This is a genomic window from Fructilactobacillus fructivorans (genome assembly GCF_001434095.1).
Taxonomy (GTDB): domain Bacteria; phylum Bacillota; class Bacilli; order Lactobacillales; family Lactobacillaceae; genus Fructilactobacillus; species Fructilactobacillus fructivorans.
This window is the reverse complement of the sequence record NZ_AZDS01000004.1, coordinates 167467-193603: the sequence shown is the minus strand read 5'-3', so window position 1 is coordinate 193603 and position 26137 is coordinate 167467. Positions and strand designations below refer to the sequence as shown.

Here is a 26137-nt window from a genome sequence, read left to right as displayed (position 1 = left end):
CGCCCCCTGCAAGGGTAGGACGTTGCCACGCAACCCAGAGCTTTTAACCATTTGGTTAGAAGCTCTTTTTTTGTGCCCAAAAGTGGTGTATAATTACCAATAATTAAGCTAAGAGGTGGTTTACATGAAAAAACAACGATGGTATCGTTTTTCACTCGGTTGGCAAATCGTATTTGGATTATTTTTAGGAATATTCTTTGGGGTTATTTTTTATCAAAATAAGACTGCCATCAATGTGATGCAAAATGTTGGAACAATGTTCATTAGTTTGATTCAAATGATCGTTTTGCCCATTGTGGTCTCGTGTCTAACGGTCGGAATTGCAGGAATGGGTGACATCAAAAAAGTTGGTCGGATTGGAATTAAAACCCTTGTTTACTTTGAATTAATGACGACCGTAGCCATTATTCTGGGCCTCTTCGTCGCCAACATCACTCATCCAGGAACCTATATTAATGTGCATCAAATGCATGGTTCCACTGACATTAGTCAATACATAGCGACTGCCAAACAGTCAAAAAATACCGGAATTTGGTCCATGATTATGAACCTGATTCCCACTAACATCTTCGCTTCACTTAGTAAGGGTGATATGATGCCAATTATCGTCTTTTCAGTTTTCTTTGGACTCGGAACGGCAGCAATTGGTGAAAAGGGACAGATCATCATTAACTTCATGAGTGCTGTCTCAGAAGTGATGTTTAAAATCACGAACTGGGTAATGCACCTGGCTCCCATTGGAGTGTGTGCTCTAATCGGAGTGACCTTAGCAGAACTTGGAATTAAAGCTTTACTACCGCTGGGTTACTTTGTGTTCTTGGTTTACTTAACCATGTTAATCTTTGTACTGGTAGTGATGGGAATCGTGGCACGACTGTGTCACTTTAAACTTTCCGATCTACTAGCAGTCATTAAAAATGAAATTGTCTTAGCGTTTTCAACTGCCAGTTCAGAAGCTGTCCTGCCAAAGATGATTCAAAAAATGGACCATTTTGGGGTCAGTCCTTCGATCGTTTCGTTCGTAATCCCAACTGGATACACCTTTAACCTTGACGGATCGGCCATTTATCAGTCACTAGCGGCCCTCTTTTTAGCGCAGGCTTACAATATTCACCTATCAATTGGACAACAAGTGACGTTACTGATTGTTCTGATGATTACCTCAAAGGGGATGGCGGGAGTTCCCGGGGCATCATTTGTGGTTCTACTTGCCACCATTTCAACCATTGGAGTTCCAATGTCCGGTTTGACCTTTATTGCAGGAATTGATCGTTTCATTGATATGGGAAGAACAGCGGTTAACGTGGTGGGTAATTCACTTGCCACTGTGGTAGTTGGCAGTTCCGAACATGAATTTAACCGTAAGCAAGCTGACAATTATGTTAAGCAAGTCAAAGCGAAAAAAGCATAAAAAATAAAAGCTGAAATTGGAACTAAATCTGATTTCAGCTTTTATTTAGCCATTGATTAAGAAATTGATAAAAAGCCATTGACAGAACTACTCATTTCAACTTACAATCAATGAAACTAATGAAAGGAAGTTTCAGCGATGACTACAACTGCATTTTACATGATTAGCATTTTATTATTCGTCTTAGTCACATTAATCATCAAAAATTGTGTGGATAATAAGATGCTTTTCAGTCAGAGCTAACTTCTTCTTCAAATCCCCACAGTTTTCTCGTTAATAGCTGTGAGGTTAATAATACTCGTCCTCCAGTTATGGAACTGGGGGACTTTTTTTATAAGAAGTTATTCTGATAATTAAATTTAAAGGAGTGGTAGAAATGTCAAACAAAGAAACACTAGCAAAAGAGCAAGCAGCTTACTCCAAGGCAGCTCGGATTAAATACTTTAACATTGTAATTAAATCTGGTAGCGGGGCAATTTTGACTGATGAAGATAATCACACATATATTGATCTGTTATCCAGTGCCTCATCGACCAACACGGGTCATTGTCATCCCCACGTCGTTAAGGCCATTCAAGCTCAAGCTAGTAAGTTAATTCAATACACTCCAGCATACTTTGCCACCTCTGAAGAAGCTACCCTAGCACCACGCTTAGCAAAGTTAGCTCCGATTGATGGTCCAACTAAAGTAGCCTTTGGTAATTCAGGGTCCGATGCCAATGACGCTATTATCAAATTTGCCAGAGCATATACTGGACGTCAGTACCTAGTAAGTTTCACTGGCGCTTACCATGGATCTACATATGGATCCATTAGTACTTCAGCTGTTAGTCTGAACATGTCAAGTAAGATTGGGCCACTTTTACCTGGGGTGGTTAAAGTTCCCTTTCCTAGTCCGTGGGAGCGGTTAAAGGGTGAGACTGATGATGAATTTAGTGATCGCATGTTTGAATCCTTTAAGTTACCATTTGAAACTTATTTACCAGCTGAAGAGACGGCTTTAATTGAGATTGAAGCAATTCAAGGTGATGGTGGTTTTATCAAAGCTCCCGAACGATTTTTAAATTTAGTATATCAATTTGCCCAAGATCACGGAATTTTATTCGCCGTTGATGAGGTTAATCAAGGACTGGGACGTAGTGGAACAATGTGGTCAATTGATCATTTTAAAGATGTTCATCCTGATTTAATTGCAGTTGGAAAGTCCATCGCATCGGGATTACCACTCAGTGCTGTTTTAGGTCGAAAAGAAATAATGGATTCACTAGATGCGCCCGGGAATGCTTATACAACGGCTGGCAATCCAGTCACGACGGCGGCTGCGAATGCCACTCTAGATGTAATTGAAGATGAACATTTAGTTGAGCGCAGTGCTGAGCTTGGCCAACAAACTAAAAATTTTTTCAATCAAATGAAAAAGAAGTTTAAGTTTATAGGAGACGTGCGGATCTATGGGTTAAACGGTGGTATTGACATTATTGATCCAAAGACAGGAAAATCCGATGTGATTGCCGCTAATAAATTGATTTACCGGATCTTTGAATTAGGAGCAATTATGATTACAGTGCGTGGCAACATCCTACGTTTTCAACCACCACTAGTGATCAAAGAAACTGATTTACAAAGAGCTTTTTCAATCATTGAACGAGCAATGAAAGAATTAAGCGAAGGAAAATTAACTGAATCGCCTGCCAATATGGGTTGGTAATTAAAGAGGAGTTTAAGACATGAAAAATATTTGGAAAAAAATGAATGAAAAAGTTAATTTTCATTTTTATATGGCCAAGGATAAAAATTTGGAAAAAACGTTGACCGTTAAAGATTTCTTAGCACTGGGACTAGGAACAATTCTTTCGACCTCAATCTTCACGCTACCTGGAATTGTGGCCGCTAAGTATACTGGACCTGCCGTGGTGATTCCCTTTATCTTAGCCGCCTTGGTCGCCGGATTGGTGGCCATGAACTACGCCGAAATGGCGTCTGTCCTACCGTTTGCAGGCTCGGCTTATTCCTGGATCTCAGTTTTGTTTGGGAAGTTCTGGGGATGGATCGTTGGCTGGGCGCTCCTAGCCGAATATTTAATTGCCGTGGCCTTCGTGGCGGCCGGACTCTCGTCCAACGTCCAAGGCCTAATTTCTCCACTAGGAATTTCATTACCGAAAGCCATTGCATCGCCACTTGGGACTAATGGTGGCGTGATTGATATTATTGCGGTGATTGTGGTGGCCCTTGTCACTTACATCCTGTTAAGAGGTGATCGTCAGACCACTAAAATATCGAACATCTTGGTGGTTTTGAAGTTGTTGGCAATCGTTACTTTTATCGTGGTGGGCGCAACGGCGATCAAAGCCCAAAACTACGTGCCGTTTTTCCCCAAGAGTCATCCTAATCCTGATGGAACCGTCTTTGGTGGTTGGCAAGGAATCTACGCTGGCATTTCAACAATTTTTCTTTCATACATTGGTTTTGACTCAATTGCTTCCAACTCTGCCGAAGCTAAGAATCCGCAAAAAACGATGCCACGAGGGATCATTGGTTCTTTGATAATTGCAACCATCTTCTTCGTCTGTGTCTCACTTGTGATGGTCGGAATGTTCAAATACACCATGTACGCGAATAATGCTGAACCAGTTGGCTGGGCTCTCAGAGAAAGCGGACACACCATTATTGCGACAGTCGTTCAAGCCGTCGCCGTTTGTGGGATGCTGGTAGCTTTGATTGGAATGATGATGGCAGGATCCCGTTTGATCTACTCGTTTGGTCGTGACAAGATGCTGCCCAAGATGGTGGGAAAAGTAAATAAGAAAAAGATCCCAAGCAACGCACTGTGGATCATCACCATCATTGGAATTATTCTGGGGGCAATCTTCCCATTTACCTTCCTAGCTCAATTAATTTCAGCTGGGACCCTGATCGCCTTTATGGCTGTCTCACTTGCCATGTATCCACTGAGAAGACGGGAAGGAAAAACCTTGCCAAAGGCGTCATATCAAGAACCATTCTATCCAGTTTTGCCCATTCTCGGTTTTCTTGGTTCATTTGCCGTTTTCATGGGACTGGATATCCAGGCTAAAATTTACTCGGCCGTTTGGTTCCTAATTGGGGTCATCATCTACTTTGTTTACGGGATGCGTCATGCTGATTCTAAACTTCCCGATGATAGTGACCAAGAGATTGATGAAAATCTTTAATTTGCCCTTATGTGATTTTTTTACCAAAGGTGGTTGAAAAATCAATATCGGTGGAGTACTCTTAGAGCAATCTTAAAAAGAAAAGGGTGAATTAGTAATGTCAGATAAAAAGAAGAAAGTTGTTCTAGCATATTCTGGGGGTCTTGATACTTCGGTTGCCATTGCCTGGTTAACTGATAAGGGATACGACGTTATCGCAACCTGCATTAACGTCGGTGAAAACAAGGATCCAGAATTCATTAAAAATAAAGCGCTAAAGGTGGGAGCTGTCCGCTCATACGTCATTGACGCAAAGGATGAATTTGCTGACGATTATGCTTCGGTCGACTTACAGGCGAATGCCATGTATGAAGGTGCTTACCCACTTGTTTCGGCTTTGTCACGTCCATTGATTGCCAAGAAATTGGTTGAAGTTGCCAAAGAAGAGGGCGCTGACGCAATTGCGCACGGTTGTACCGGAAAAGGAAACGATCAAGTCCGATTTGAGGTTGCTATTCATGCCCTTGCTCCCGACTTAGACGTGCTAAGTCCAGTTCGTGACTGGCACTGGTCTAGAGAAGACGAGATTGCTTATGCTAAGGATCACAATATCGATATTCCAATCGATCTCAATTCTCCTTACTCAATTGACAGTAACATCTGGGGTCGTGCGAACGAAGCTGGAGTGTTGGAAGATCCATGGGTGAGTGCTCCCGAGGACGCGTATGATATGACCAAACCAGTTGAAGATACTCCTGATGAACCAACCGAATTAGAAATCACCTTTAAAAAGGGATTACCAGTTGCTTTAGACGGAAAACCAATGAAATTCTCTGAGATTATTCAGAAGCTCAACACCATTGCCGGTGAAAATGGGATTGGTCGAATTGACCACATTGAGAACCGATTAGTCGGAATCAAGTCTAGAGAAGTCTATGAGACTCCCGGAGCTGAAGTATTGATGAAAGCCCACAAAGAGTTAGAAGATCTAACCTTTGAAAGGGGTTTAGCTCACTTTAAACCATTGGTTGAAAATGAAATCAGTGAAGTCATTTACGATGGTCTTTGGTTCTCACCCCTGATGGAATCACTTCAAGCCTTCTTGAAGGATTCCCAAAAGAACGTCAGCGGTGTGGTCAGGGTCAAACTCTTTAAGGGTAACGTCACCGTGCTTGGCAGAAAGTCGCATAACTCACTCTACGATAAGGATCTCGCTACTTACACCTCATCGGATTCATTTGATCAGGTAGCTTCCAAGGGCTTTATCAAGTTGTGGGGTCTGCCAACCAAGGTTAATTCCCAAGTGCAGATCAAGAACGCCAAACAAAAGGACCAGAGCAAATGAGCGATCGATTATGGGGCGGCCGTTTTACCGAACAGCCCGATGAGTCAGTTGACGATTTTGGTTCCTCCATTTCCTTTGACCAGTTAATGGCTGACGAGGATATTGAGGGATCATTGGCACACGTTAAAATGCTGGAAAAGACCGGCATTCTTTCGTCTGGGGATGTGAAACAGATCGTGGCTGGTTTAGAGGGAATCCAAAAGGATCTCCATGCGGGGAAAGTTAAGTTTTCCAAAGAGAACGAAGATATTCACATGAATATTGAAAAGATTCTCACCGATCGCATTGGACCAGTTGCTGGAAAATTGCACACGGCCCGCTCACGAAATGACCAGGTTGCCACTGATTTTCACCTGTACTTAAAGAGGCGCCTCCCAAAAATTATTGATGAAATTACGACTCTACAGAAGACACTGGTTAAGATGGCGGAGGAAAACGTTGAGACCATCATGCCGGGGTATACGCATCTTCAGCATGCCCAACCAATCTCATACGGACACTATCTAATGGCCTATTATCAGATGCTTAAACGGGACAAGGAACGATTTGAGTTCAACGAAAAGCATACCGACATGTTGCCATTAGGGGCAGCTGCGTTAGCTGGAACCACTTTTCCAATTGACCGTCAGTATACTGCCAAAGAACTTGGTTTTGACGAGGTCTACGCGAATTCGTTAGATGCCGTGTCTGATCGAGACTTTGCCTTGGAATTTTTAAGTAACTGTTCCATCTTGATGATGCACCTGTCCCGTTTCTGTGAAGAAATTAGCATGTGGGTCAGTTATGAGTTTCAGTACCTCGAAATCAGTGACGAGTATTCGACGGGAAGTTCCATCATGCCCCAGAAAAAGAATCCTGACATGGCGGAGCTGATTCGTGGTAAGACGGGACGAGTCTACGGCGATTTAATGGGACTACTTGCAACCATGAAATCACTGCCACTTGCTTATAATAAGGACCTACAGGAGGACAAAGAGGGCGTCTTCGATGCGGTGAAGACCGTACTTCCCGCCTTGAAAGTCTTTAACGGGATGATTGCAACGCTGAAGGTTAATAAGGACAAGATGCGTGATAGTACTAAGCACGACTTGTCAAATGCCACTGAACTTGCTGATTACTTGGCAGCGAAGGGCGTTCCGTTCAGGCAAGCTCACGGAATCGTTGGAAAGTTGGTCCTAGACTGTATTCAAACGCATCGTGATTTGCAGGACATGAGTCTGAAAGAGTTACAAAAAGCCTCACCTGTAATCCAAAATGATGTTTACAGGGAGTTAGATCCTGAAGTAGCCGTAGAGCGTCGCAACTCAGAAGGTGGAACTGGATTTAAACAGGTTAGAGCGCAAATTGAGCGCGCTAAACATGAATTAAAATAATTAATAAAAAAGACTGAAGTCGCATGGCTTCAGTCTTTTTTGCTTCTTTGTGACTAAATAAACTTAAATTAGATTTGCAATTAATTTCACAGGTGGTACACTTTGAAAAATTAATTAAGAAAACCTTAAGGAGATGAAGTTCAATGGGCAAGTCAAAGTTAAAGACGGTCATGCAGTTGTTGTTAGTCGTTGTCATAGTTGGAATGGGGAGTTTACTAGCACGACGACCAGCACATGCTGACGATCAATCATTGAACCGAGTCAAACAGTCAGGAACTTTGACGGTGGGAACGGCACCGGACTACCCACCGTTTGAGTTTCAGGTAAATAAAGGCGGCAATCAGGAGGATGTGGGGATGGATATCGACATTGCCAAACAAATTGCCAAGAACCTCCACGTTAAACTAAAGATTAAGAATATGAGTTTTGAATCTCTGCTTGTGGCCGTTCAGTCCGGTAAGATTGACATGGCCATTGGTGGTATTAATCCTACCCCCGAACGGAAGCAGAATGCTGATTTTTCCAAGATTTATTACAGCGGTGGTCAAGACTTCTTAATCAACAAGAATGATGCTGGTCAAATTAAAAATAAGAATAGTTTAAAAGGCAAAAAGGTCGGAACTCAGACCGGAACCCTGCAACAGAGTTTAGCTAAAAAAGACATCCCCAACGCCCACGTCGTTGGAATGGACAAAACGCCTGATCTGGTTCTCGCCCTTAAGACCCATAAAGTAGCGGCTGTCGGAGTGGAAAAACCAGTCGCCCAGGCCTACGTTGCTAATGACCACGATTTAAAGGCCATTGATTCAGGATACAAGTTAAATAAAAATGACGTCGGGACCGCAATCGCATTTAAAAAGGGGAACACTTCCTTGGTCAATGCCGTCAATCAGAGTATCGATCAAATCCACAAAAAGAATTTAATCCCACAGTACCTTAAGGACGCCGGGAAGCACATGAAAGTTAACACCAATAATACCTCAATGTGGCACTACTGGAAGTACTTTGCTACTGGAGTTGAGTATACGTTAATCATCTCAGTTGTTTCCGTCTTCTTTGGGATTATCCTCGGAATTATCTTAGTTTTGATGCGACTATCCAAGTACAAGTTCTTAAGTTGGCCCTCAATTGCGTACACGGAATTTGTCAGAGGAACCCCAATGATGGTTCAGGTCCTGTTCGTTTATTTCGGACTGGGAGTTTTAGTTAACATTCCCGCATTGACCGCCGGAATCATTGCCGTCTCACTGAACAGTGGCGCTTACGTCAGTGAGATTATCAGAGGTGGGATTAACGCCGTTGACAAGGGACAATCGGAAGCTTCTAGAAGTCTGGGACTATCCAAAAAAGATATGATGGCCTCGGTCATCTTGCCTCAGGCTTTCAAGAACATCTGGCCCGCCCTTGGCAATGAATTTATTACCATCATCAAGGACAGTTCGATCGTTTCCATTATCGGAGTGACCGAAATCGTCTACGAACTAAACATCATGCGTGCCGATACTTACAGAGGGGTAGCTCCAATCGCAGTCGCCATGATACTGTACTTCATCCTCTCGTTCTCGTTGTCTCGAGTACTAAACTATTTTGAAAGAAGGATGAACCATGACTAAGAATGATGAGCAAGCATTAATTCAGGTAAATGATTTAAAGAAAAGTTTCGGCGAAAATGAAGTTTTGAAGGGCATTAACGGAAACATTCAAACCGGGCAGGTGATCTGTGTGATTGGTCCATCTGGATCTGGAAAGAGTACCTTTCTTCGTTGCCTCAATATGCTAGAACAACCCACCAGTGGACAAATTATCTTCGATGGCAAAGACTTAACCAAATTCACCCATAAGGAAGTGGCCACGCTTGGTGAACGAATTGGGATGGTCTTCCAGAGTTTCAATCTTTTTCCTAACATGACGGTGTTAGATAACATGAAGCTTGCGCCTAAAAAAGTAAAGCACATGAGGGACCAAGAAGCTACGGAGGTTTCGCTTAAATTGTTGTACCGAGTGGGGTTAAAAGAAAAAGCGAATGTCTATCCTTCCAGTCTCTCAGGTGGACAAGCCCAGCGGGTGGCCATGGCCCGAGCTCTGGCGATGAATCCGCAGGTAATGCTGTTTGACGAACCAACGAGTGCGCTTGATCCTGAGATGGTGGGAGAAGTGCTTGAGGTAATGCAGGAATTAGCGAACGAAGGGATGACAATGGTCGTCGTTACTCATGAAATGGGGTTCGCTAAAAAGGTTGCTGACAAAGTCTGGTTCATGGCGGACGGTTACATTCAGGAGAAAAATACCCCTGACCAGTTGTTCGACCATCCCGAAAATGAGCGAACCAAAGAATTTATCAATAAGATTATTAACGAAGACGAGTAGACACAAAAAGAGTTTCCAAATTTAACGCTGGAAACTCTTTTTATTTCGTAATCTTTAAATTGTGCGGCGTAGTAGCTTCATACGGATCGTGTTTTTTTAAGTACTTAACGATTAAGTCCGAGGCACTATCTGGGCTTTCGTTTACAACCTTCTTAGCACTGAACATGTCGTAGTCGCCACCGCCAATGGCCCGGTAATTATTTAAGGCAATTCGAAGTTTTTGATTAGCAGTAACGGATTTTCCATGGTAATTCAGTTTAACGACCCGTTTGCCAACTGGCTTTGAGACATCGAATTCGTAGTCAATGCCACTGTAGATATCGTAGTTAAAAAGTTGCATCTTGGGTGCCACAAACTTTGGATCAATAATAATTTTGCCGTCTTGCAGTTTAAAGAACTCCGCACATTTTTCAAGTGCTCGTTTCAACTCAGCACCAGTGATTGCTTCAGACATGATAGTGTTGGGATAACTATAACCATTGATAATTTCGCGCATCGAGATGTCATGATGAAACCCCTTGATGTCATCGTTGAAGAGGGCGGTTCCCGCAATGTCAACTCCCAGCGCGTCCATTTCCACCTTGTTGATGAAATCAATGTAGGGATGATTGTTCGTCCGAACTTTCATCGGATCATTGATGATCATACTGGCCCCGGTGGCTTGTCCCATGGGTTGATCGAGCCAGTCCTGTACTTCGTCTTCAATTTGATTACTGGGAATTAAATCGAAGTCCGGTTGCGTATCTTTAGTTGAGACGAGATGACTTGAACTATTAATAATCTGCTTCTGTTCATTTAAATCCAAATCAATCTCACCAACGTCACTACCGTGAACGCCGGGTTGTGTGAACGGTACTCCGTTAATTTTGGCTGCCAGTTGGCGGTGTTGGTGACCCGTGATTAGGGCATCGATTCCAGGGACTTCCGTGGCAATTTGGTATCCTTCATTTTCTGAAGTATATTTTTCGGTTGGTTTGCCAGTCTGGGGATCGGCTTCGATGCCACCGTGATAAGCAACGATCACAACGTCAGCTTTTTTACGTAATTCGGGTACGAATTTTTTCGCGGTTGCTAAGGCCGATTGAAACGCAAGACCCTTAATGTTATCAGGCCGTTCCCAGTTGGGAATGAATGCGGTGGTTAGTCCTAAAATAGCAACTTTCAAGCCCTTCTTTTCAATGATCACGTATGGTTGATCGGCAATCTGATTATCAACTGCGCCCTCAATGTTGGCATTCACAATGGGATAGTTGCGTCTGCTTTCCGCATTTCTGATGTAATCCTGGCCATAGTTAAATTCATGGTTACCAAGCGTTGCAGCGTCGTAGCCAACGTTAGCGGTGATTTCACTTAGAATTTCTTGCTTGGTCGCAGCTTGTTCCGATAAATAGGTCGAAAAAGGCGATCCCTGAATCCAGTCGCCGTTTTCGATGGCAATGACGATTTCGTCATCCTTTTCATCTTTTTGAGCGTTTTTAATGATGGAACCAGCTTGAAGCATTCCAAGGGAGGAGTGGTTGTCACGCGTGGTGTAGTTCGTAGGGTACACGTATCCGTGAACATCGCTGGTTGATAAAATTCGAACTTTCAAATTATTGTGCCACCTTTTCAGCATTTTCAGTTGTAGTTATGGGAGCTTTGTTTTCGTGCTTTAGTTCTTTAATTGATAGCATGATAACAAAACTAACGAGGTAAATCCCGCTTAAGAATAGGATAACAGCCATGAGGCTAAAGTGGTCCATTAAGAATCCAATTAAGACGGTGGAAAAACTGCCAACACTCTTGGCAATGCTCATGATGGTGTTGTTAGCAGTGGCTCTGATTTCGGTGGGGTAGAGTTTGCTGACGATGGTGCCGTAACCACTGTACATTCCGTCAGAACAGAAACCGACGATTCCACCACCGATCAAAAATTCTAACTTGTTCTGGGCAATGATCAGTAAGAAGACCGAGGCGGCAGCGGCTAAAAGCCAAATTCCGTAAGCCAATCGACTTCCAAGGTGATCTTGGACAATTCCGAAACACATGATTCCAAGTGACATCCCAATGATGGTGGCAATCATCCAAAGTGATGATCCGGCTACCGAGATGTGCATTCGTTCTTGGGCAATTGATGGTAACCAACTAATGAGACCGTTGTATCCCGCAATGTGAATCATGAACATGATCATGATTCTGATCGTTAGAAAGCATTCAGCTGGGGTAGCGAAGAGTTCGGTCCAGTGGCTGAAGTCACGATTGGGATCTTTTTCAATGGCGTCTCGGTTTTCGGTAAATTCTTTACTTTCCGGTAAATGAAATCTGATAAACCAGGCTAAGACGACGGGAATGATCCCAATGAAGAAGAGCACGTGCCAGCCAAAACGTTGCAGGATAAAGGCTGATAACAGCGAAGCGACGATTGAACCAACTTGACCACAGACTCCCGCGGCAGCTGATAATCGGCCAAGGTATTTCCTTGAGAAGGCTTCACTTAGCATGGTGATGGCGATCCCGTATTCACCAGAGTTTCCTACTCCGATGATAATTCGAAAGAGGCACAGCATCCAGAAGGAATTGGTAAGTCCCATTCCGGCCGTTCCGATGGCGTAGATAATGATGGTCCAGCACAGGGTCTTGACTCTGCCGTATCGATCAGCAAGGGCACCAAAGCCAATTCCACCAAAAATAGAACCGATGACAGTAATGGCTGGAAGAAGGCCACCCTGAGCCTTTGAGATATGTAAAGTAATGATGATTGAAGCCAATGCCAGCGACATGAACATCGCGTCCATTCGCTCGAGGATGAATCCAATCCCGGTTGACCATGTAATTCGTCTTTGATACTTTGTCAATTTTGGCATAAAAAAATTGTCCTCCCATTAATTCTGCGAGGTCCAGATTCACCGCACAAAATAGCATGAGAACACAATCGTTCAATCATTTATGTATAACATGTTATGCTTGTGGCTTCTCTGAACCATTTAAAGCTTCATATTATAATTAATATTATCATAAACTTGATAAAATTCAATTCTACTTTGTTGTAATTTCTTGAATATTATGAAACAAGTTACCGTTATGACGGTATTGATCAACTTTAAGAAATTAATTTAAAAGAACGCTTGGTAACCTAAAATTAGCGCTACCACAATGGCAAAGATACTAACAACGTAACGCATGACTTTGGATGGAACGTATCTGACGATGATTGGTCCCAGATATCCACCAATAAAAAGTCCAATGGCGATTAAGGGAACAATGAGCCATTCGATTTTCATCGTAAAGATGAAGATAATGACAGTAACAATATGGGCACAGAGGGCGGAAACGTTTCTGACCGCGTTATTTTCGGCGTATTCGTAGTCATTTGAGATGGACAGAACGGCGGTCATCAGGATCCCGGCTCCAGCTCCAAAGTAACCAACGTAGACCCCAACTAGCAGAGTAGCAATGGCTGAAATGATGAGGACAATCTTAGAAATTGATTTGTGGGTGTTATCTTTTTTGGGAATCATCATCAAGATTCCAGATAAGAGAATGACTACCGGAGTGATTTCCTTGAAACTTTTGGAGCTACTAAAGAGAAGAACGATTGCCCCAACGATGGCTCCGGCCGTGATTAAAGTGGAAAATTTGATGGTTTCGGGAACCACGCGTTTAAACTCTCGTCGTGATGAGAGAACGGCACTAAAGTCACTGAACAAGAGACCGACAGTAATGGTCACATTGGCAATGATTGGGGGAACGCCGACGTAAAGTAACGCTGGATACAAAGCCACGGTTGCCATCCCGACGATTCCGTTCATTATTCCACCCAAGATACTAGCTACCAACATAATGATAATAGAACTAATTGAAAAGATGATTTTTCACTTCTTTCCTTATTAATTAATTGATAGTTCTAGTATTCTTGGTTTCGCGCCCATTGTCAAACCTAAGATATAAAAAAACAGCCGCAAAATTGCGACTGTCTTAAACGTTATTTAATTAACACATGTGGATTCCCATCTTTTTGTACGAATTCATTGCGGGGATGTCTAAGTCCTTTACAGGAATTCCCTCTTCTTTTGAAAGAGCATTCAAAAGGGTATCCATGTTCATTAACTTGTATTTCTTGTGTGGATCTTGCTTATCATAAGCCTGGATCTGAAGCATCATGCCACCATCTTCATGTTCGGTGATGTGGCAGTGATACATGTAAACGCCAGGGAAATCGAACTTAACTTGCAGACGAACGACTTCGCCAGGATTGACACCAATGGTATCTTTCCATCCGTGTTCGTTTGGATAAGGATCCTTGCCATTTCTTGAAAGAACCCGGAATTGCGTTCCATGCATGTGGTAGGGGTGAACCATACCACCATCCATTTCGTTGGAGTTAGAAACTTCCCAGATCCGTTCCTTACCAACTTCTTGGCGGTCATCAATGCGTTGCATGTCGAATTTTTTGCCGTTGATTTCAACGGATTCATCCATTCCAGACATTGCTGCCTTATGAACAGGAGCATCCTTATCGATTTTAGCGAACGGAGGCATGTCAATGAGGTGATCTGGCAACTTGGTGTCGTCAGGTGCAAATTCATGAATCTTAAATGTCATGATTGGAACATCATCAGAGTAAGGGTGAACCTCGTCACCGGGCTTGTAACCGCTGAAGTCCACGATGACCTCATCACGTTCGGCACAAACCATCATCAAGTGAGTGAATTCAACTGGTTCAGGTAGAATGCCACCATCGGAACCAATCTGAGTGAACTTTAAGTCGTCATCAAAATGAAGTCGCCATTCACGTCGGTTTGATCCGTCAAGGAATCGCAGTCGAACTTTTTGGGTGGTAACGTCGAAGTAGGGGTTAACGGTTCCGTTAATCATAGCCGTTGGACCCTGAACTCCATCAGGATCGTAGTCTTCTTTGTAGTTTAATTGATTCCCCTTATGGAAATGACGATCTTGGAGGACAACTGGAATGTCATCGACCCCGTAATTTCTTGGGAAGGGTAGTTTAGATTCAATATCATCCTGAACAACTACTGGAGTAGCGAGTCCCTTGTAGACTTGTTCAGAGGTTTCTGGACATGGATGAGCGTGTAACCACAGTGTGGCAGCAGGTTGATCCACCGTAAATTCAATTTCATTGCTGGTACCAGGATAAACAGGGGCATGGCAACCACCATCAACGTACGGACCGGAAACGTTTAGTCCGTGCCAGTGAAACGTGGTCAAAACCGGTAGGTCATTTTTCAAGGTGACATGCATGTGCTTGCCCTCTTTTAAAATGATGGTCTTACCGAGAATGCTGGAGTTATATCCCCAAGTTTTAGTTTTTTCACCAGGCAAAATCTGGGTTTCACCAGGTTGAGCGTCCACCGTATACCACATGTCGGTATCGGTTTCCTTGTCTGGTTTTAGAATCCCGGGGATGTTCAGTTTGTGTTCTGGAACATCAGGCACCTCAAGTGGGATGTATCCACCGTCATGGGTGTTAAAAGCGGGTTCGTCATAGAAATAATCATTGTATACTTTTCGTTCGGACATTGTCTTGTTCCTCCCTAATTGTTTAACTATACACTACAACCATAATAATACAGCTTTTTAGGCTAGAATGCTTGTTTTCTAGCTGAAAATATAGAAAAAGATCGACTATTAAAGTCGATCTTTTTAAAACGTTTGATTTTATTGTTCTTTGTACCATGGGTAATGGAAGTTACCTGGACGGTCAGTACGTTCGTAAGTGTGAGCACCGAAGTAATCACGTTGTGCTTGAAGCAAGTTAGCTGGTAATACTTGAGCTCTGTATGAGTCGAAGTATGAGATAGCAGCTGATAATGATGGAACTGGAATACCAGCTTCAGTAGCAAAAGCAACTACTTCTCGAGCTGAATCTTGGTACTTGTTGGCGATGTTTGAGAAGTAAGGATCCATTAACAAGTTAGTTAACTTAGGATCTTTGTCAAAGGCATCGGTAATGTTTTGTAAGAATTGAGCACGAATAATGCATCCTTCACGCCAAATCTTAGCTAATTCATCGTACTTCAAGTCCCAACCGTAATGTTCTGAGGCCATTCGCATTTGTTCGAAACCTTGAGCATAGCTCATGATTTTACCGAAGTATAATGCTTGACGAGCCTTTTCAACGATTTCATCACTGTTGAACTTAGGTTCTTTGGCTGGACCATGAAGAACCTTTGAAGCAGCCATTCGTTCGTCTTTCATCATTGAGATGAAACGAGCGTAAACGGCTTCAGTGATAACTGATTGAGGAGCACCAATGTCTAATGCATCGATTGAACTCCACTTACCAGTACCCTTGTTAGCACCACGATCTAAGATAGCATCAACGATTGGTTTGTTCTTGTCGTCACCTAAGTCATCTTTTCTAGTTAAGATGTCAGCAGTGATTTCGATCAAGTATGAGTTTAATTCACCCTTGTCCCAATCCTTGAAGATCTTTGCAAGGTCATCAACTGAGTAACCTGCAGCGTTTCTCAAGAGGTTGAAAGTTTCGTCAATTAACTCTTCATCACCATATTCGATACCATTGTGGACCATTTTAACGTAGTGACCAGCACCATTAGGGCCGATGTAAGTAACACATGGTTCGCCATCTTCGGCTTTAGCAGCGATCTTTTCCAAGATTGGAGCTACACGGTCGTAAGCTTCTTTTTGACCACCGGGCATCAATGAAGGACCTTTAAGGGCACCAAGTTCACCACCGGAAACACCCATTCCGATGAAGTTAATACCTGATTTAGCAAGTTTTTCACTTCGAGCCATTGTATCGTGGAAGTTAGTGTTACCACCATCGATAAGAGTGTCACCCTTGTCAAGTAATGGTAATAATTCATCAATAACGGCGTCAGTTGGCTTACCAGCTTTAACCATTAATAAGATTGTACGAGGCTTTTGAATTGATTCAACAAAATCCTTGACGTTGTAACTAGGAAGCAAGTGTTTGTCACCGTGATCCTTCATTACTTGTTCAGTCTTGCTTGCAGTACGGTTGTAGATTGCAACTGTGTAACCGCGACTTTCAATGTTGAGGGCAAGGTTTTTACCCATGACAGCCATACCAACAACACCGATGTTTGCTTTTTTATCAGCCATAATATACCTTCCTTTTCGAATATATATGTTAATTCATTACACTAGTAGTTTACCATTTCACATTAGAATTGTGAAATAGAAACTTCAAAATTGTAAGCACTTTCTTTACTTTTCTTCAGGGAAGTACCAACTGTGCCCATCACGAGCTAATAACTCGTCAGAGGCCTTTGGACCCATTGACCCTGGTTCGTAGTTAGGGAAGTCTGGTTGGGTTTCATCCCAGTACTTTTGAATGGGGTCAACGTACTTCCATGCGGCAGCCACTTCAGGCCAACTTGCGAAGTTGGTGTGATCACCATTTAAAATGTCATGGAAGAGACGTTCGTATGGTTGCGGAACTTCAGAAGCTCGCGCATCATTTTGAAGATAATCGAGATCAATGGTTTCAGTATGGAAACCTTGTTTGGAGTCTTTGACGTTCACTCTTAATGTAATTCCACCACGAGGATCAATTAGGATTGAAAGGACGTTCGTTTTAAGAGTATCTGGCAAATCTGCTTTGGCAAAAATATTGTTGATATCTTTCTTAAAGACAACATCAACTCGAGTAGCTTTGGCAGCTAACTTCTTACCGGTTCTGACGTAGAAAGGAGTTCCTTCCCAACGAGGGAGCTTGTAAGTAACTTTTCCGGCGACAAATGTATCGTTGTTTGAATCGTGTGGGACATCTGGTTCATCACGGTAAGCAGCTGAGCCACTTCCAGCACCGTATTGACCGCGAACAAAGTTTTCTTTAACCCCTTCTGTGTCATAGAAATTCATGTTTTCCAAGGTTTTAATCTTGGCAGCCCGAACGTCAGTATCAACAAATGATGCTGGCTTGTCCATTGCGAGCAAGGTCATGATTTGCATGGTATGGTTTTGGACCATATCACGGAGGGCACCGGCCGTATCATAGTATCCAGCTCGATCCTCCACCCCAAGTTTTTCGGATAACGTAATCTGAATGTTATCGATGTAGTTGTGATTCCAAACGGCATCGATAATGGGGTTACCAAATCGGATAACTGGAATACTTTGAACCATCTCTTTACCTAAGTAATGGTCAATACGGAAGATTTGATCTTCCTTAAATGCAGTTGTTAATTCGTTATTTAATTTTTCAGCAGAATCGTAGTCTCGACCAAATGGTTTTTCGATCACCAAACGGTTAAAGCCACCATTATCAGAGAGAACGTGTTCGTCCTTTAAGTTTTTAGCAACGATTCCAAAGAATCGGGGTGCCATTGAAACGTAAAAGATTCGATTACCATCAAGTTCGTATTTCTTGTCGAGTTCGTCGGCTAATTTACTCAAAGCTCGATAATGTTCCACGTTGGTAACATCATGAGATCTGAAGTAAAAATGACTAGCAAACTCTTCAGCTTGTTCTTGATTATCTGCTTCTGATGAAATAGAATCCAAAACCATCTTTTGAAATTCTTCATCGGTGTGAGGTCTTCTAGCTAAACCTAACAGTGCGAAATGATTGTCAATACTGCCTTTTTTGTAAAGTTCAAACAAGGCTGGATATAACTTTCGCAAGGCGAGGTCACCAGTACCACCGAAAAGCATAAATAATGCACGGTTAGCAGTTGCCATTAATACTCACTCCTTTAAATAATTGTAGTTATTCGTATACAAGACCAATTATATAACACTACTGCCACCAAAAAAAGTGGTTTATTCCTTATTGTTTCACATATGAAAGCGCTATCTAAACTATTCCTAACTTGACGCATTTCTTCATTATGGATAAGTTAAAATAAATTTGAAGGGGTCAAATTGGTACAGGTCTTAAAATGGTTTAAAAGCCCGTCATGTTAATTTAGTTGCCAATTTAAAAAGTTCACTTTGAAAAGTTTTCTACCATAATAATGGGATTAATTTAAAGATAGAACGTTTAATGAATTTGATTTAACATCTTTGGAATTGAAACATTTATGTTACTTGAATTTTCATTACTATGGTAGAAACTGGATAAAAATGGGGACATAAAGTTAATTTTAACGAAAAATGGACTTGTCAACGAATTTTTACAATGAATTGAAGAGAAATAAGATGAAGATTACACCCAAAAAGGAGCAAAAATGACAATTTTAGGCCCAAATCGGTAAAAATGACGTGAAAATCGGGGGTTATGTTGCAAAAGATGTTACTAATGTTACAAAATAACAGAAATCCCCTGATTTCTTAAACGTTGTGTTATTTGTGTGTAATGTTTAGCGGTTAGTATATATATTGTTGATTGATACAGGAGGTCAACGAGTTAAAAAACAGAATACCGGAAAACGAAAAAATTAGAATTAGAATATTAGATTAGGAGTGATTATTCATTATGAAGTCAAAAAGTATTAAAGCAGTCGTGTTATCAAGTGCCGCAGCATTAGGTTTATTAGCAGTAGGTGCTAACACCACCCACGCTTCAACTAACGTTACAGTTAAATCAGGTGACACCATTTCAGAAATTGCTCAACAATACAAAGTTTCTGCAAATGAAATCGCTAAAGTTAACCATTTACAAAATGCTGACCAAATTACTGTTGGTCAAAGATTAGTAATCCCAACTGGTGTTACTGTTCCAAACGCAGTATCACAATCAGCACAAACTACTAATACTCAAGCACCAAAGACTACTACTAAAGCTGTTCAAGCACCAGCTGCTAAGGTTCAAGCACCTGCACAACAACAAGTTGCTGCTCAACCAGCACAAGAAGCTCAAGTACAAGCACCAGCTGCTAAGGCTCAAACACCTGTAAAACAACAAGCTGCTGCTCAACCAGCACCAAAGGCTAATGTACAACAAAATACACAGCTAGCTGCTCAAAATAACAACAATGCTCAACCACAACAAAAGGTTCAAGCACCTGTAAAACAACAAGCTGCTGCTCAACCAGCACCAAAGGCTAATGTACAAACTAACACTGTAAATTCAGTTCAAAGTAACAGCAATTCTCAACCAACTAACCAAAGAAGTTACGCTGTACAAACTAATACTGTAAAGCCAACTCAAAATGTTAACTATCAAAGTAGTAACACTTCAAGCAATGGTGGCGATGATGCAGCCAAAGCCTGGATCACTTCACGTGAATCAGGTGGCTCATACACTGCTTCAAATGGTAACTACTACGGTAAGTACCAATTATCTAAGTCATACTTAAATGGTGACTATTCACAAGCTAACCAAGATAGAGTTGCTAACCAATACGTAACTTCACGTTATGGTTCATGGAGTGGTGCACAATCATTCTGGCAATCACACGGTTGGTACTAAGATAGAGTTAGTATAACTGAATAATAAAAAGTAAGTGAAATAGTGATGATTATTAAATCATCACTATTTTTTTATTTTTTTCTCACAAAGCTTGCCAAACAGTATATTTATAAGTTATACTAATAATGTTGAAGCGCGAGTGGAAAGCGTTTAGACGAGCATTGTGAAGAAATTACAAGAATTGTGAATCTTTCCCACTGCTTTCGGGTAAGTTAGCAGTTTAGTAATGCAATGTCCTTGTGAAAAATGTTATTAAGTTGTGTGTTTGTAATGTGCTCGTCGCCATCACAAACATGCAATTTAGTAACAACAAAAATTTATATTTTTTGGAGGTGGTTTTTTATGGAAGCAAATATTGGTAAGAAATTGGTCTTAGGTGTGGCTTCACTAGCAGCCGTTTTAGGTTTGTCAGTAGCTGTAGGTAACGTTAATGCTAACGCTGCTACATTACCAGCAGACACTAGCACAACTGCTAACGACACTACGGGTTCAGTATCAGGACAATCAAATGCCCATGTTCAAGTAAGAACTGGATACTTGACTTTACAAGAAGTTCCTGACTTGAACTTCGGTGAAGCTGATAACACATCAACTCCACAAACTAACATTCCTTTGCACGATAACCAAACTGGTCTTGGAAAACCACAATTGGTTGTTACCGATGGTCGTGCTGTTAAAGATCAACCAAATGGTGCTGGTTACAACGTTACAGCTGCATTAAGTAACTTTAGTGATGGCAAAAACACTCAAGGCAATGGTTGGGGAATTCAATTGAAGCAAGGTAGTGGTTTAAATAATGACAATAACGTTCCTGTTAATACGCCACTATTAACTGCTGGAGCCAACAACGCTTCACAAGTGCTTTCTGTACAACCTGGTCAAGGTTTAGGCACAACTAGTGTTGATTACTCAAAGAGCACTGATGCTAGCTTAAACATGCCAGCTAATGTAAATCCTGCTGACTACAATGCACCAATCACTTGGACTCTTAATGCTGCTGGTCCACAAAACCCAACTGCTTAATAGTTATTTTTAATAATGCATTGTACGGTGAAGAAGACATTCCAAGTAAGGTTTGTCTTCTTTTTAGTAAATAGGGGAATTAATTAAGTAATTAGGACGTGATTGTAATTTTATCAAGATTGAAAAAAGTCTGGGTGCCGTTTTTACTTGCTGTTGCAACAATCTTTTTGATGATTCCAATGATGGGGATCGGGAAAACGAATGCTTCACAAGGTCCATCAATTGCGGTTAAACCGAACTACACTAAGAATCAAATTAAACAGGATGGTGTGATTTTTGTTCAAACCAAGCCGGGTCAAACCCAGCAAATCAGTTTGAATATTGTTAACTTATCAAAGTCATCCCAATCATTTAGTATCGAACCAACGACGGCATTTACTTCTGGTGGAGGTGCAATTGCACTAAATCCCACTAAGAATTTGCCAGTTGATAAGACTTTAAAGTATAAGTTTAAAGATTTGGTTCAAGATGGGAAGAAACAGACCATTAATTTGGGACCAAATAAGAGTACTAACGTTAACTTTAATGTGAAAGCACCTGATAAAACTTATAACGGAGTTATCTTGGGTGGATTATATTAAGCCACAATTACCACCAGAGGCTGCAAAGTTAAAGGGAGTCAGTGTTAACAACAAATTTGCGTTGGCAATGCCGGTTTATCTGCGTGATAACAATAATCAGCCGATCAAGCCGAAATTGACAGCACAAACGATCAAACCGGGTAAGGTTGCTAACCAACCAGTGATTTACACTAAGCTAGCAAACGAAAAACCCACTACGATTAACCAAATGCAGATTAAAGACAAGATTTATCGTAAGAGTGATCCCAGCAAGACTTTGAGTAAGTCCAATCAAAATGGATTGAGCATGGCTCCAAATTCAAACTTTAACTTTACCAATCAATTTGGCAAAAATGCTTTATTACCGGGTAATTACCACTTAAGTTTGAAGGCTTCCGATAATAATGGAAATAAGTGGACAATTGAAAAAGATTTCCACATTACCATTACGCAGGCTGCCATTAATAACGCCAACAAGAACTGGTGGTGGATCATCCTCTTGATTATCCTGTTGATCTTGATCTTAATTTTGTGCTACGTCTTATATCGTCAACACAGAAAACAAAAGAATTTGATTGCACAACAACAAGCAGAACTTGATAAAAGAAACGATCAACCAAAGTAAAGTAGGTTGGGAGATGTTTAAATGAGAAAACGATATTCTAAAGTTTTCAAGTCAATATTGTTAGTTGGAATGACTGTTTTAGTCGCAATTGGATTAGGTTTAAGCGTTACTTCATTTGCCAAAAGTCAGGATAATTCGAACGCAACCGTTCGGATTGGTAAAAATGTAAAACCGGTTGGCCCAGTTAAACCTGGGGCAAATCCTCAGAAGCCGCAACCAGAGTCGGCACCACAACCCAAGCCACAAAATATGGCTAATGAAACTCCGGCTCCAGCAGCTGCCAAGCAGGGCACTAAGATTCCGCCAACAGTCGCTGTTAGTGGACAGCAACAAGGTAAGTTGCCTCAGACCGGTCAGATGCTACAGTGGGGAACAATGGTCGCAGGAGCAATTCTCTTGTTCATTGCTTTTCTCATTGTGCTAAACCGTCATTTCATCAAAAAGTTGGAATCTAAAAATTCGAAATAAAAAATTCAAATGCGAAAACTAATTAAATGTGTAATTTTAGTTGGAGCTTTGTTAATTGGTCTCTTTGCACCAATGACTTCTCAAGCAAGTTCAAAGGACTACACGTCATTTTCTGCCACTCCGATCTTTGGAGGGCTGCCGCTTCAGAAGGGAAAAGAATACTTTGCCATTCGGGCCAAACCGAATCATGAGTATCAATTACCCATTCTGTTAAAGAATTATGGGGCGTATCCAATGAAGGTTCGCTTGACGTTAAATAACGCAACCACGACACCTACGGGAAACATTTCATATGATGATCCGAAGGCATTAGTAAATCGTAGGAGTGCCGTTTCTAAACAAGTAGTTGGGAAACTTAAAAAAGAAGTGACACTTCAACCTAGTTCTAATCAAGTGGTTCGTTATCACCTCAAGACGAATACTAAGATCGTTGGAACTGAACTTGCAGGCATAACTGCGACAGGGATTGATCCAGCGGAAAATAACAAGCAGGTCAATAGTCTGGCTAGTTATGTCATTGGGGTTTCATTAAGTGAGCAGGATGCATTGAAATTAGATCGCTTAAAAATTTCAAAAATTGAGAGTGGAAATTATAATTGTTCGAACGCTTTTAAAGTTACGATTAGTAATAATTACCCACAGTTGATTCAACATGCCAAAATGCGAGTGAAAATCTTTCATGGCGGACGATTATACCAAAGTAAAGAGTATCCGGACATTAACGTCGCGCCGAATACTCCTTTGGCATGTGTAATTCCGCATAAAAATTTGCAGACTGGTAAGTACCGAATGGACGTAAACATCCAATCAGGTCAACAAAAAGTCCGATTACACCAAACATTTACCCCACTGAAATTATCAAACCAAGCAAGGTCGCATGAACCGCTAATGATTGCGGTTCTGATGACCGTCGAAATTTGGATTATTTTTTGGATTTGTCGAATGATATATCACAAAAAGAAAAATAAAAAGAATTGAGAAAAAATGAAAATAAAAAAAGAAGTACTTTATAAGCTATTAGTAGGAGTGGTGTGTACTGCTTTATTCATGATTTGTGGCATGATGATGAATGCCAGTGCGGATCCTAATAATCCGTATGACATTCCTGAACCACCAGAATCGGGACCTGCCATGGATAAGTTCATGTTTGCAGGGGTTGAGCCCAACGAGGATATTCAGAAGAAGTATCCAAACGTTCAGGTGGTTACCGATAACAACGGTGAAGATCATTCGGCACAAACCATGTGGTGGAGAAATCAAGTAGATTTACAAAAGCCATTTACCATCAAGTTTTATATTTACATGAAGAACCCGAAGAACACGAAGAAGTTAGCCGATGGATTAACTTTTACCCTCCAAAATGACAAACCAGACGCGATCGGGTCGTCTGGTGAATCGTTAGGGTCTTACGGAAACGTGCGTCAGGCTTCCGAAGAGATCCATCATGGAAAGGATCCAACCAAGGCTTATCTGGGAACTCAGTTTATTCACAATGCCTTATCGTTTGAATTTGACCCTTACTATAATGGAGACTTCAGTGATCATAAGTTACCCAAGGGAATTCCGCATACGGCCTTCATTTATCCTAATGAATATACCGGTCCCTTTGATTCACGGAGATGGGAAGATCATATCGGGATTAATCATCACGACTACAGTGAAACTCCCTCATTAACTAGTCGACAGGGAACATGGATCCCAGTTACGTACAAGTGGATGCCCAACAGTTGGACTCCTAATGGAAACACTAAGTCTGATCATGCAACCGCAACGGTAACCTATAACGATCCGAAGTCTGGTCATCCAGTAAGTGGTGTGGACCAACACACTACCACCGAGAACGTTAACCTTGATCAGTTTAAGGGTGATTATGCTTGGTGGGGATTCACTGGTGCCACTGGGGCATTGAACATGATCAGTGCTATCGCAAACACCGAGATCCCGCAAATTCCAGGAGTTAAGAAGTTAGCTTGTGATTTGAGTGCCTTACAACGTGACGGAAAATACAAGAATATTGATCCCTACGATGGTGATCAAAACGCAGCTAACGACATGATCAAGCAGATTGACCCCAATGATTTTAAGGATCGCGTTACCAACGCGAAAGTTGGAGATGTAATCCTTTATAAAGTTGACACCTATAATTACAAGGACAATGGTTTAGGAAATTCATGGGATAACGTTAAGGTGACCGATAACATCGCTAACTTAGGGATGCGTGGTCTTGATGATAACGATCAGATTGTGGCGGAGTATCCTAACGGAATTGAACCAATTGATGATGATGGGAAGCCAGATTCAGTTGGATTTCGAACCATTATTACTGATCCAAATCCGAATACGAAGCAAAATACCGTTACGGCGAAAGGGAGTAACTTTACTACGCCAGATGACGGGGTGGTCAAATCAAGTCAAGCTACCGTTGAGATGTCAAGTAATCCTTACGACAACGTCAAACCACGAGTGAGTTTACAAAACCAGATGTCAAATGATGGTGGCAACACTTGGACTAATAATTTGACTGACGTGAAGAATAACAGTGAGGTTCAATATAAGATTTCACTGCATAACATGATTGAAGGAACCGAATTCAAGGATGGTTCGTATTCTTTTGTCGTTCCAAGCATTAAGAACATTAATAATATTAATGTTAATGGAAGTCCAATTAGTAAAAGTGATTATATGGTTAGTGATACGAAGGACTACCAGATTAGTGGGAAGAACTCCAACACTGACTTTAAGAATGCCAAAAAGATTACGATTCATAACTTACCTGACATGAATGGACGAATGGTAACTGATATCACCGCTGATTTACAGTTAGGGGACAATAATCCGGATAATATGAGTTCAATTCCTGAACTTATTGGAACGGATCGTAATCAGGATGATCTTAAGTTTAAGGGTAAAAAGGAAACCTACAATTTCTGGAACGGTTCAGTAGTTTTGAACCAGCCACAGGACTTGGATTACGGTGTTCAAAATGATTACTTCTTTAAGGATCAGTATTTACAACCGCGAACGATGGGGAAGAACAAGGCCCCCATTGACATGAGCAAGGGTTATGAAGTAGCTAGTTTAACTGATGATAGACGAGTTAAGAGTCCGTACAGCGTATGGCTATCACAGGAGAATACTCCGGAAAATAACCACGAGATTGGAAGACCGAACTCACCGTTTTCACTTGCTTACTTTGATTTAAAGAGTAATCAACCGACCATCCTGCAGCCCGGAACTGGAAACACACAGGTCTATAATTATCCTGGGAAGAAAGAAGAAGGTAAGATCACTAACCCCATTAAATGGGGATTACATCAGGGACTTGATCTCAGAATGAATTATGCTGGAAGTGCAACCGGAAAAACGGGGAATTATGATGCAACGTTGAATTGGAACATTAAGTACGGATCCAAGGCAGATGGAACACCTTAAAAGTGAAGGCAGCGTGATGCATCT

20 protein-coding genes are annotated in these 26137 nt (G+C 41.6%); 14 read left to right on the top strand and 6 right to left on the bottom strand.

The window, feature by feature from the left end:
• The first annotated feature begins 124 nt into the window (after positions 1–124).
• From FC73_RS05445 to FC73_RS05410, 7 genes are all read left to right on the top strand, one after another.
• The gene (locus FC73_RS05445; RefSeq protein ID WP_010023047.1) at positions 125–1411 is read left to right on the top strand and encodes a cation:dicarboxylate symporter family transporter; all 1287 of its coding nucleotides are present in this window, start codon (positions 125–127) and stop codon (positions 1409–1411) included.
• A gap of 376 nt (positions 1412–1787) precedes the next feature.
• Entirely contained in the window at positions 1788–3119 is a 1332-nt protein-coding gene (locus FC73_RS05440) for an aspartate aminotransferase family protein (protein ID WP_010023045.1), read from the top strand.
• A gap of 19 nt (positions 3120–3138) precedes the next feature.
• Positions 3139–4602, top strand: coding sequence for an APC family permease (locus tag FC73_RS05435; protein WP_010023043.1), 1464 nt, complete (start codon positions 3139–3141; stop codon positions 4600–4602).
• Positions 4603–4699: 97 nt separating this feature from the next.
• On the top strand, positions 4700–5926 hold the full coding sequence (locus FC73_RS05430) for an argininosuccinate synthase (RefSeq protein WP_010023041.1): 1227 nt from the start codon (positions 4700–4702) through the stop codon (positions 5924–5926).
• On the top strand, positions 5923–7299 hold the full coding sequence (gene argH, locus FC73_RS05425) for an argininosuccinate lyase (RefSeq protein ID WP_010023040.1): 1377 nt from the start codon (positions 5923–5925) through the stop codon (positions 7297–7299). The genes FC73_RS05430 and argH overlap by 4 nt, the downstream gene beginning before the upstream one ends.
• A gap of 143 nt (positions 7300–7442) precedes the next feature.
• A complete protein-coding gene (locus FC73_RS05415) occupies positions 7443–8912 on the top strand; it encodes an ABC transporter substrate-binding protein/permease (protein ID WP_010023039.1) in 1470 nt (489 codons plus the stop codon).
• The gene (locus FC73_RS05410) at positions 8905–9666 is read left to right on the top strand and encodes an amino acid ABC transporter ATP-binding protein (RefSeq protein WP_010023037.1); all 762 of its coding nucleotides are present in this window, start codon (positions 8905–8907) and stop codon (positions 9664–9666) included. The genes FC73_RS05415 and FC73_RS05410 overlap by 8 nt, the downstream gene beginning before the upstream one ends.
• 40 nt (positions 9667–9706) lie before the next feature.
• On the opposite strand, the gene FC73_RS05405 is transcribed toward FC73_RS05410, so the two are convergent.
• The 6 genes from FC73_RS05405 to zwf form a co-directional block, all read right to left on the bottom strand.
• Positions 9707–11257, bottom strand: a complete 1551-nt coding sequence (locus tag FC73_RS05405; protein WP_010023036.1) for a bifunctional metallophosphatase/5'-nucleotidase — start codon at positions 11255–11257, stop codon at positions 9707–9709.
• Between the two features lies 1 nt (position 11258).
• Entirely contained in the window at positions 11259–12509 is a 1251-nt protein-coding gene (locus tag FC73_RS05400; protein WP_010023035.1) for an MFS transporter, read from the bottom strand.
• Positions 12510–12758: 249 nt separating this feature from the next.
• Positions 12759–13484 (bottom strand): sulfite exporter TauE/SafE family protein, encoded by a 726-nt coding sequence (locus FC73_RS05395; protein ID WP_081454173.1) that lies wholly within the window; start codon positions 13482–13484, stop codon positions 12759–12761.
• A gap of 151 nt (positions 13485–13635) precedes the next feature.
• On the bottom strand, positions 13636–15183 hold the full coding sequence (locus tag FC73_RS05390; RefSeq protein WP_010023033.1) for a multicopper oxidase family protein: 1548 nt from the start codon (positions 15181–15183) through the stop codon (positions 13636–13638).
• Positions 15184–15321: 138 nt separating this feature from the next.
• On the bottom strand, positions 15322–16752 hold the full coding sequence (gene gndA / locus FC73_RS05385) for an NADP-dependent phosphogluconate dehydrogenase (protein WP_010023031.1): 1431 nt from the start codon (positions 16750–16752) through the stop codon (positions 15322–15324).
• Between the two features lie 105 nt (positions 16753–16857).
• Positions 16858–18333 (bottom strand): glucose-6-phosphate dehydrogenase, encoded by a 1476-nt coding sequence (gene zwf, locus FC73_RS05380; protein WP_010023029.1) that lies wholly within the window; start codon positions 18331–18333, stop codon positions 16858–16860.
• Between the two features lie 736 nt (positions 18334–19069).
• On the opposite strand from zwf, the gene apf reads away from it, so the two are divergent.
• From apf to FC73_RS05345, 7 genes are all read left to right on the top strand, one after another.
• Positions 19070–20005, top strand: coding sequence for an aggregation-promoting factor (apf, locus tag FC73_RS05375; RefSeq protein WP_010023028.1), 936 nt, complete (start codon positions 19070–19072; stop codon positions 20003–20005).
• Between the two features lie 342 nt (positions 20006–20347).
• Positions 20348–21028, top strand: a complete 681-nt coding sequence (locus tag FC73_RS05370; protein ID WP_010023027.1) for a WxL domain-containing protein — start codon at positions 20348–20350, stop codon at positions 21026–21028.
• Between the two features lie 119 nt (positions 21029–21147).
• Entirely contained in the window at positions 21148–21609 is a 462-nt protein-coding gene (locus tag FC73_RS05365; RefSeq protein ID WP_057877320.1) for a WxL protein peptidoglycan domain-containing protein, read from the top strand.
• On the top strand, positions 21596–22213 hold the full coding sequence (locus tag FC73_RS05360; RefSeq protein ID WP_010023025.1) for a DUF3324 domain-containing protein: 618 nt from the start codon (positions 21596–21598) through the stop codon (positions 22211–22213). Before FC73_RS05365 ends, FC73_RS05360 begins: the two co-directional genes overlap by 14 nt.
• A 21-nt stretch (positions 22214–22234) precedes the next feature.
• Positions 22235–22681 carry an LPXTG cell wall anchor domain-containing protein gene (locus tag FC73_RS05355; RefSeq protein WP_010023024.1) on the top strand — a complete coding sequence of 149 codons (447 nt, stop codon included), beginning with the start codon at positions 22235–22237 and terminating at the stop codon, positions 22679–22681.
• 9 nt (positions 22682–22690) lie between these two features.
• Positions 22691–23659: a WxL protein host-binding domain-containing protein gene (locus FC73_RS05350; RefSeq protein WP_010023023.1), complete on the top strand. Its 969-nt coding sequence runs from the start codon at positions 22691–22693 to the stop codon at positions 23657–23659.
• A gap of 6 nt (positions 23660–23665) precedes the next feature.
• Entirely contained in the window at positions 23666–26113 is a 2448-nt protein-coding gene (locus FC73_RS05345; RefSeq protein ID WP_147299375.1) for a lectin-like domain-containing protein, read from the top strand.
• The last annotated feature ends 24 nt before the right edge of the window (positions 26114–26137 follow it).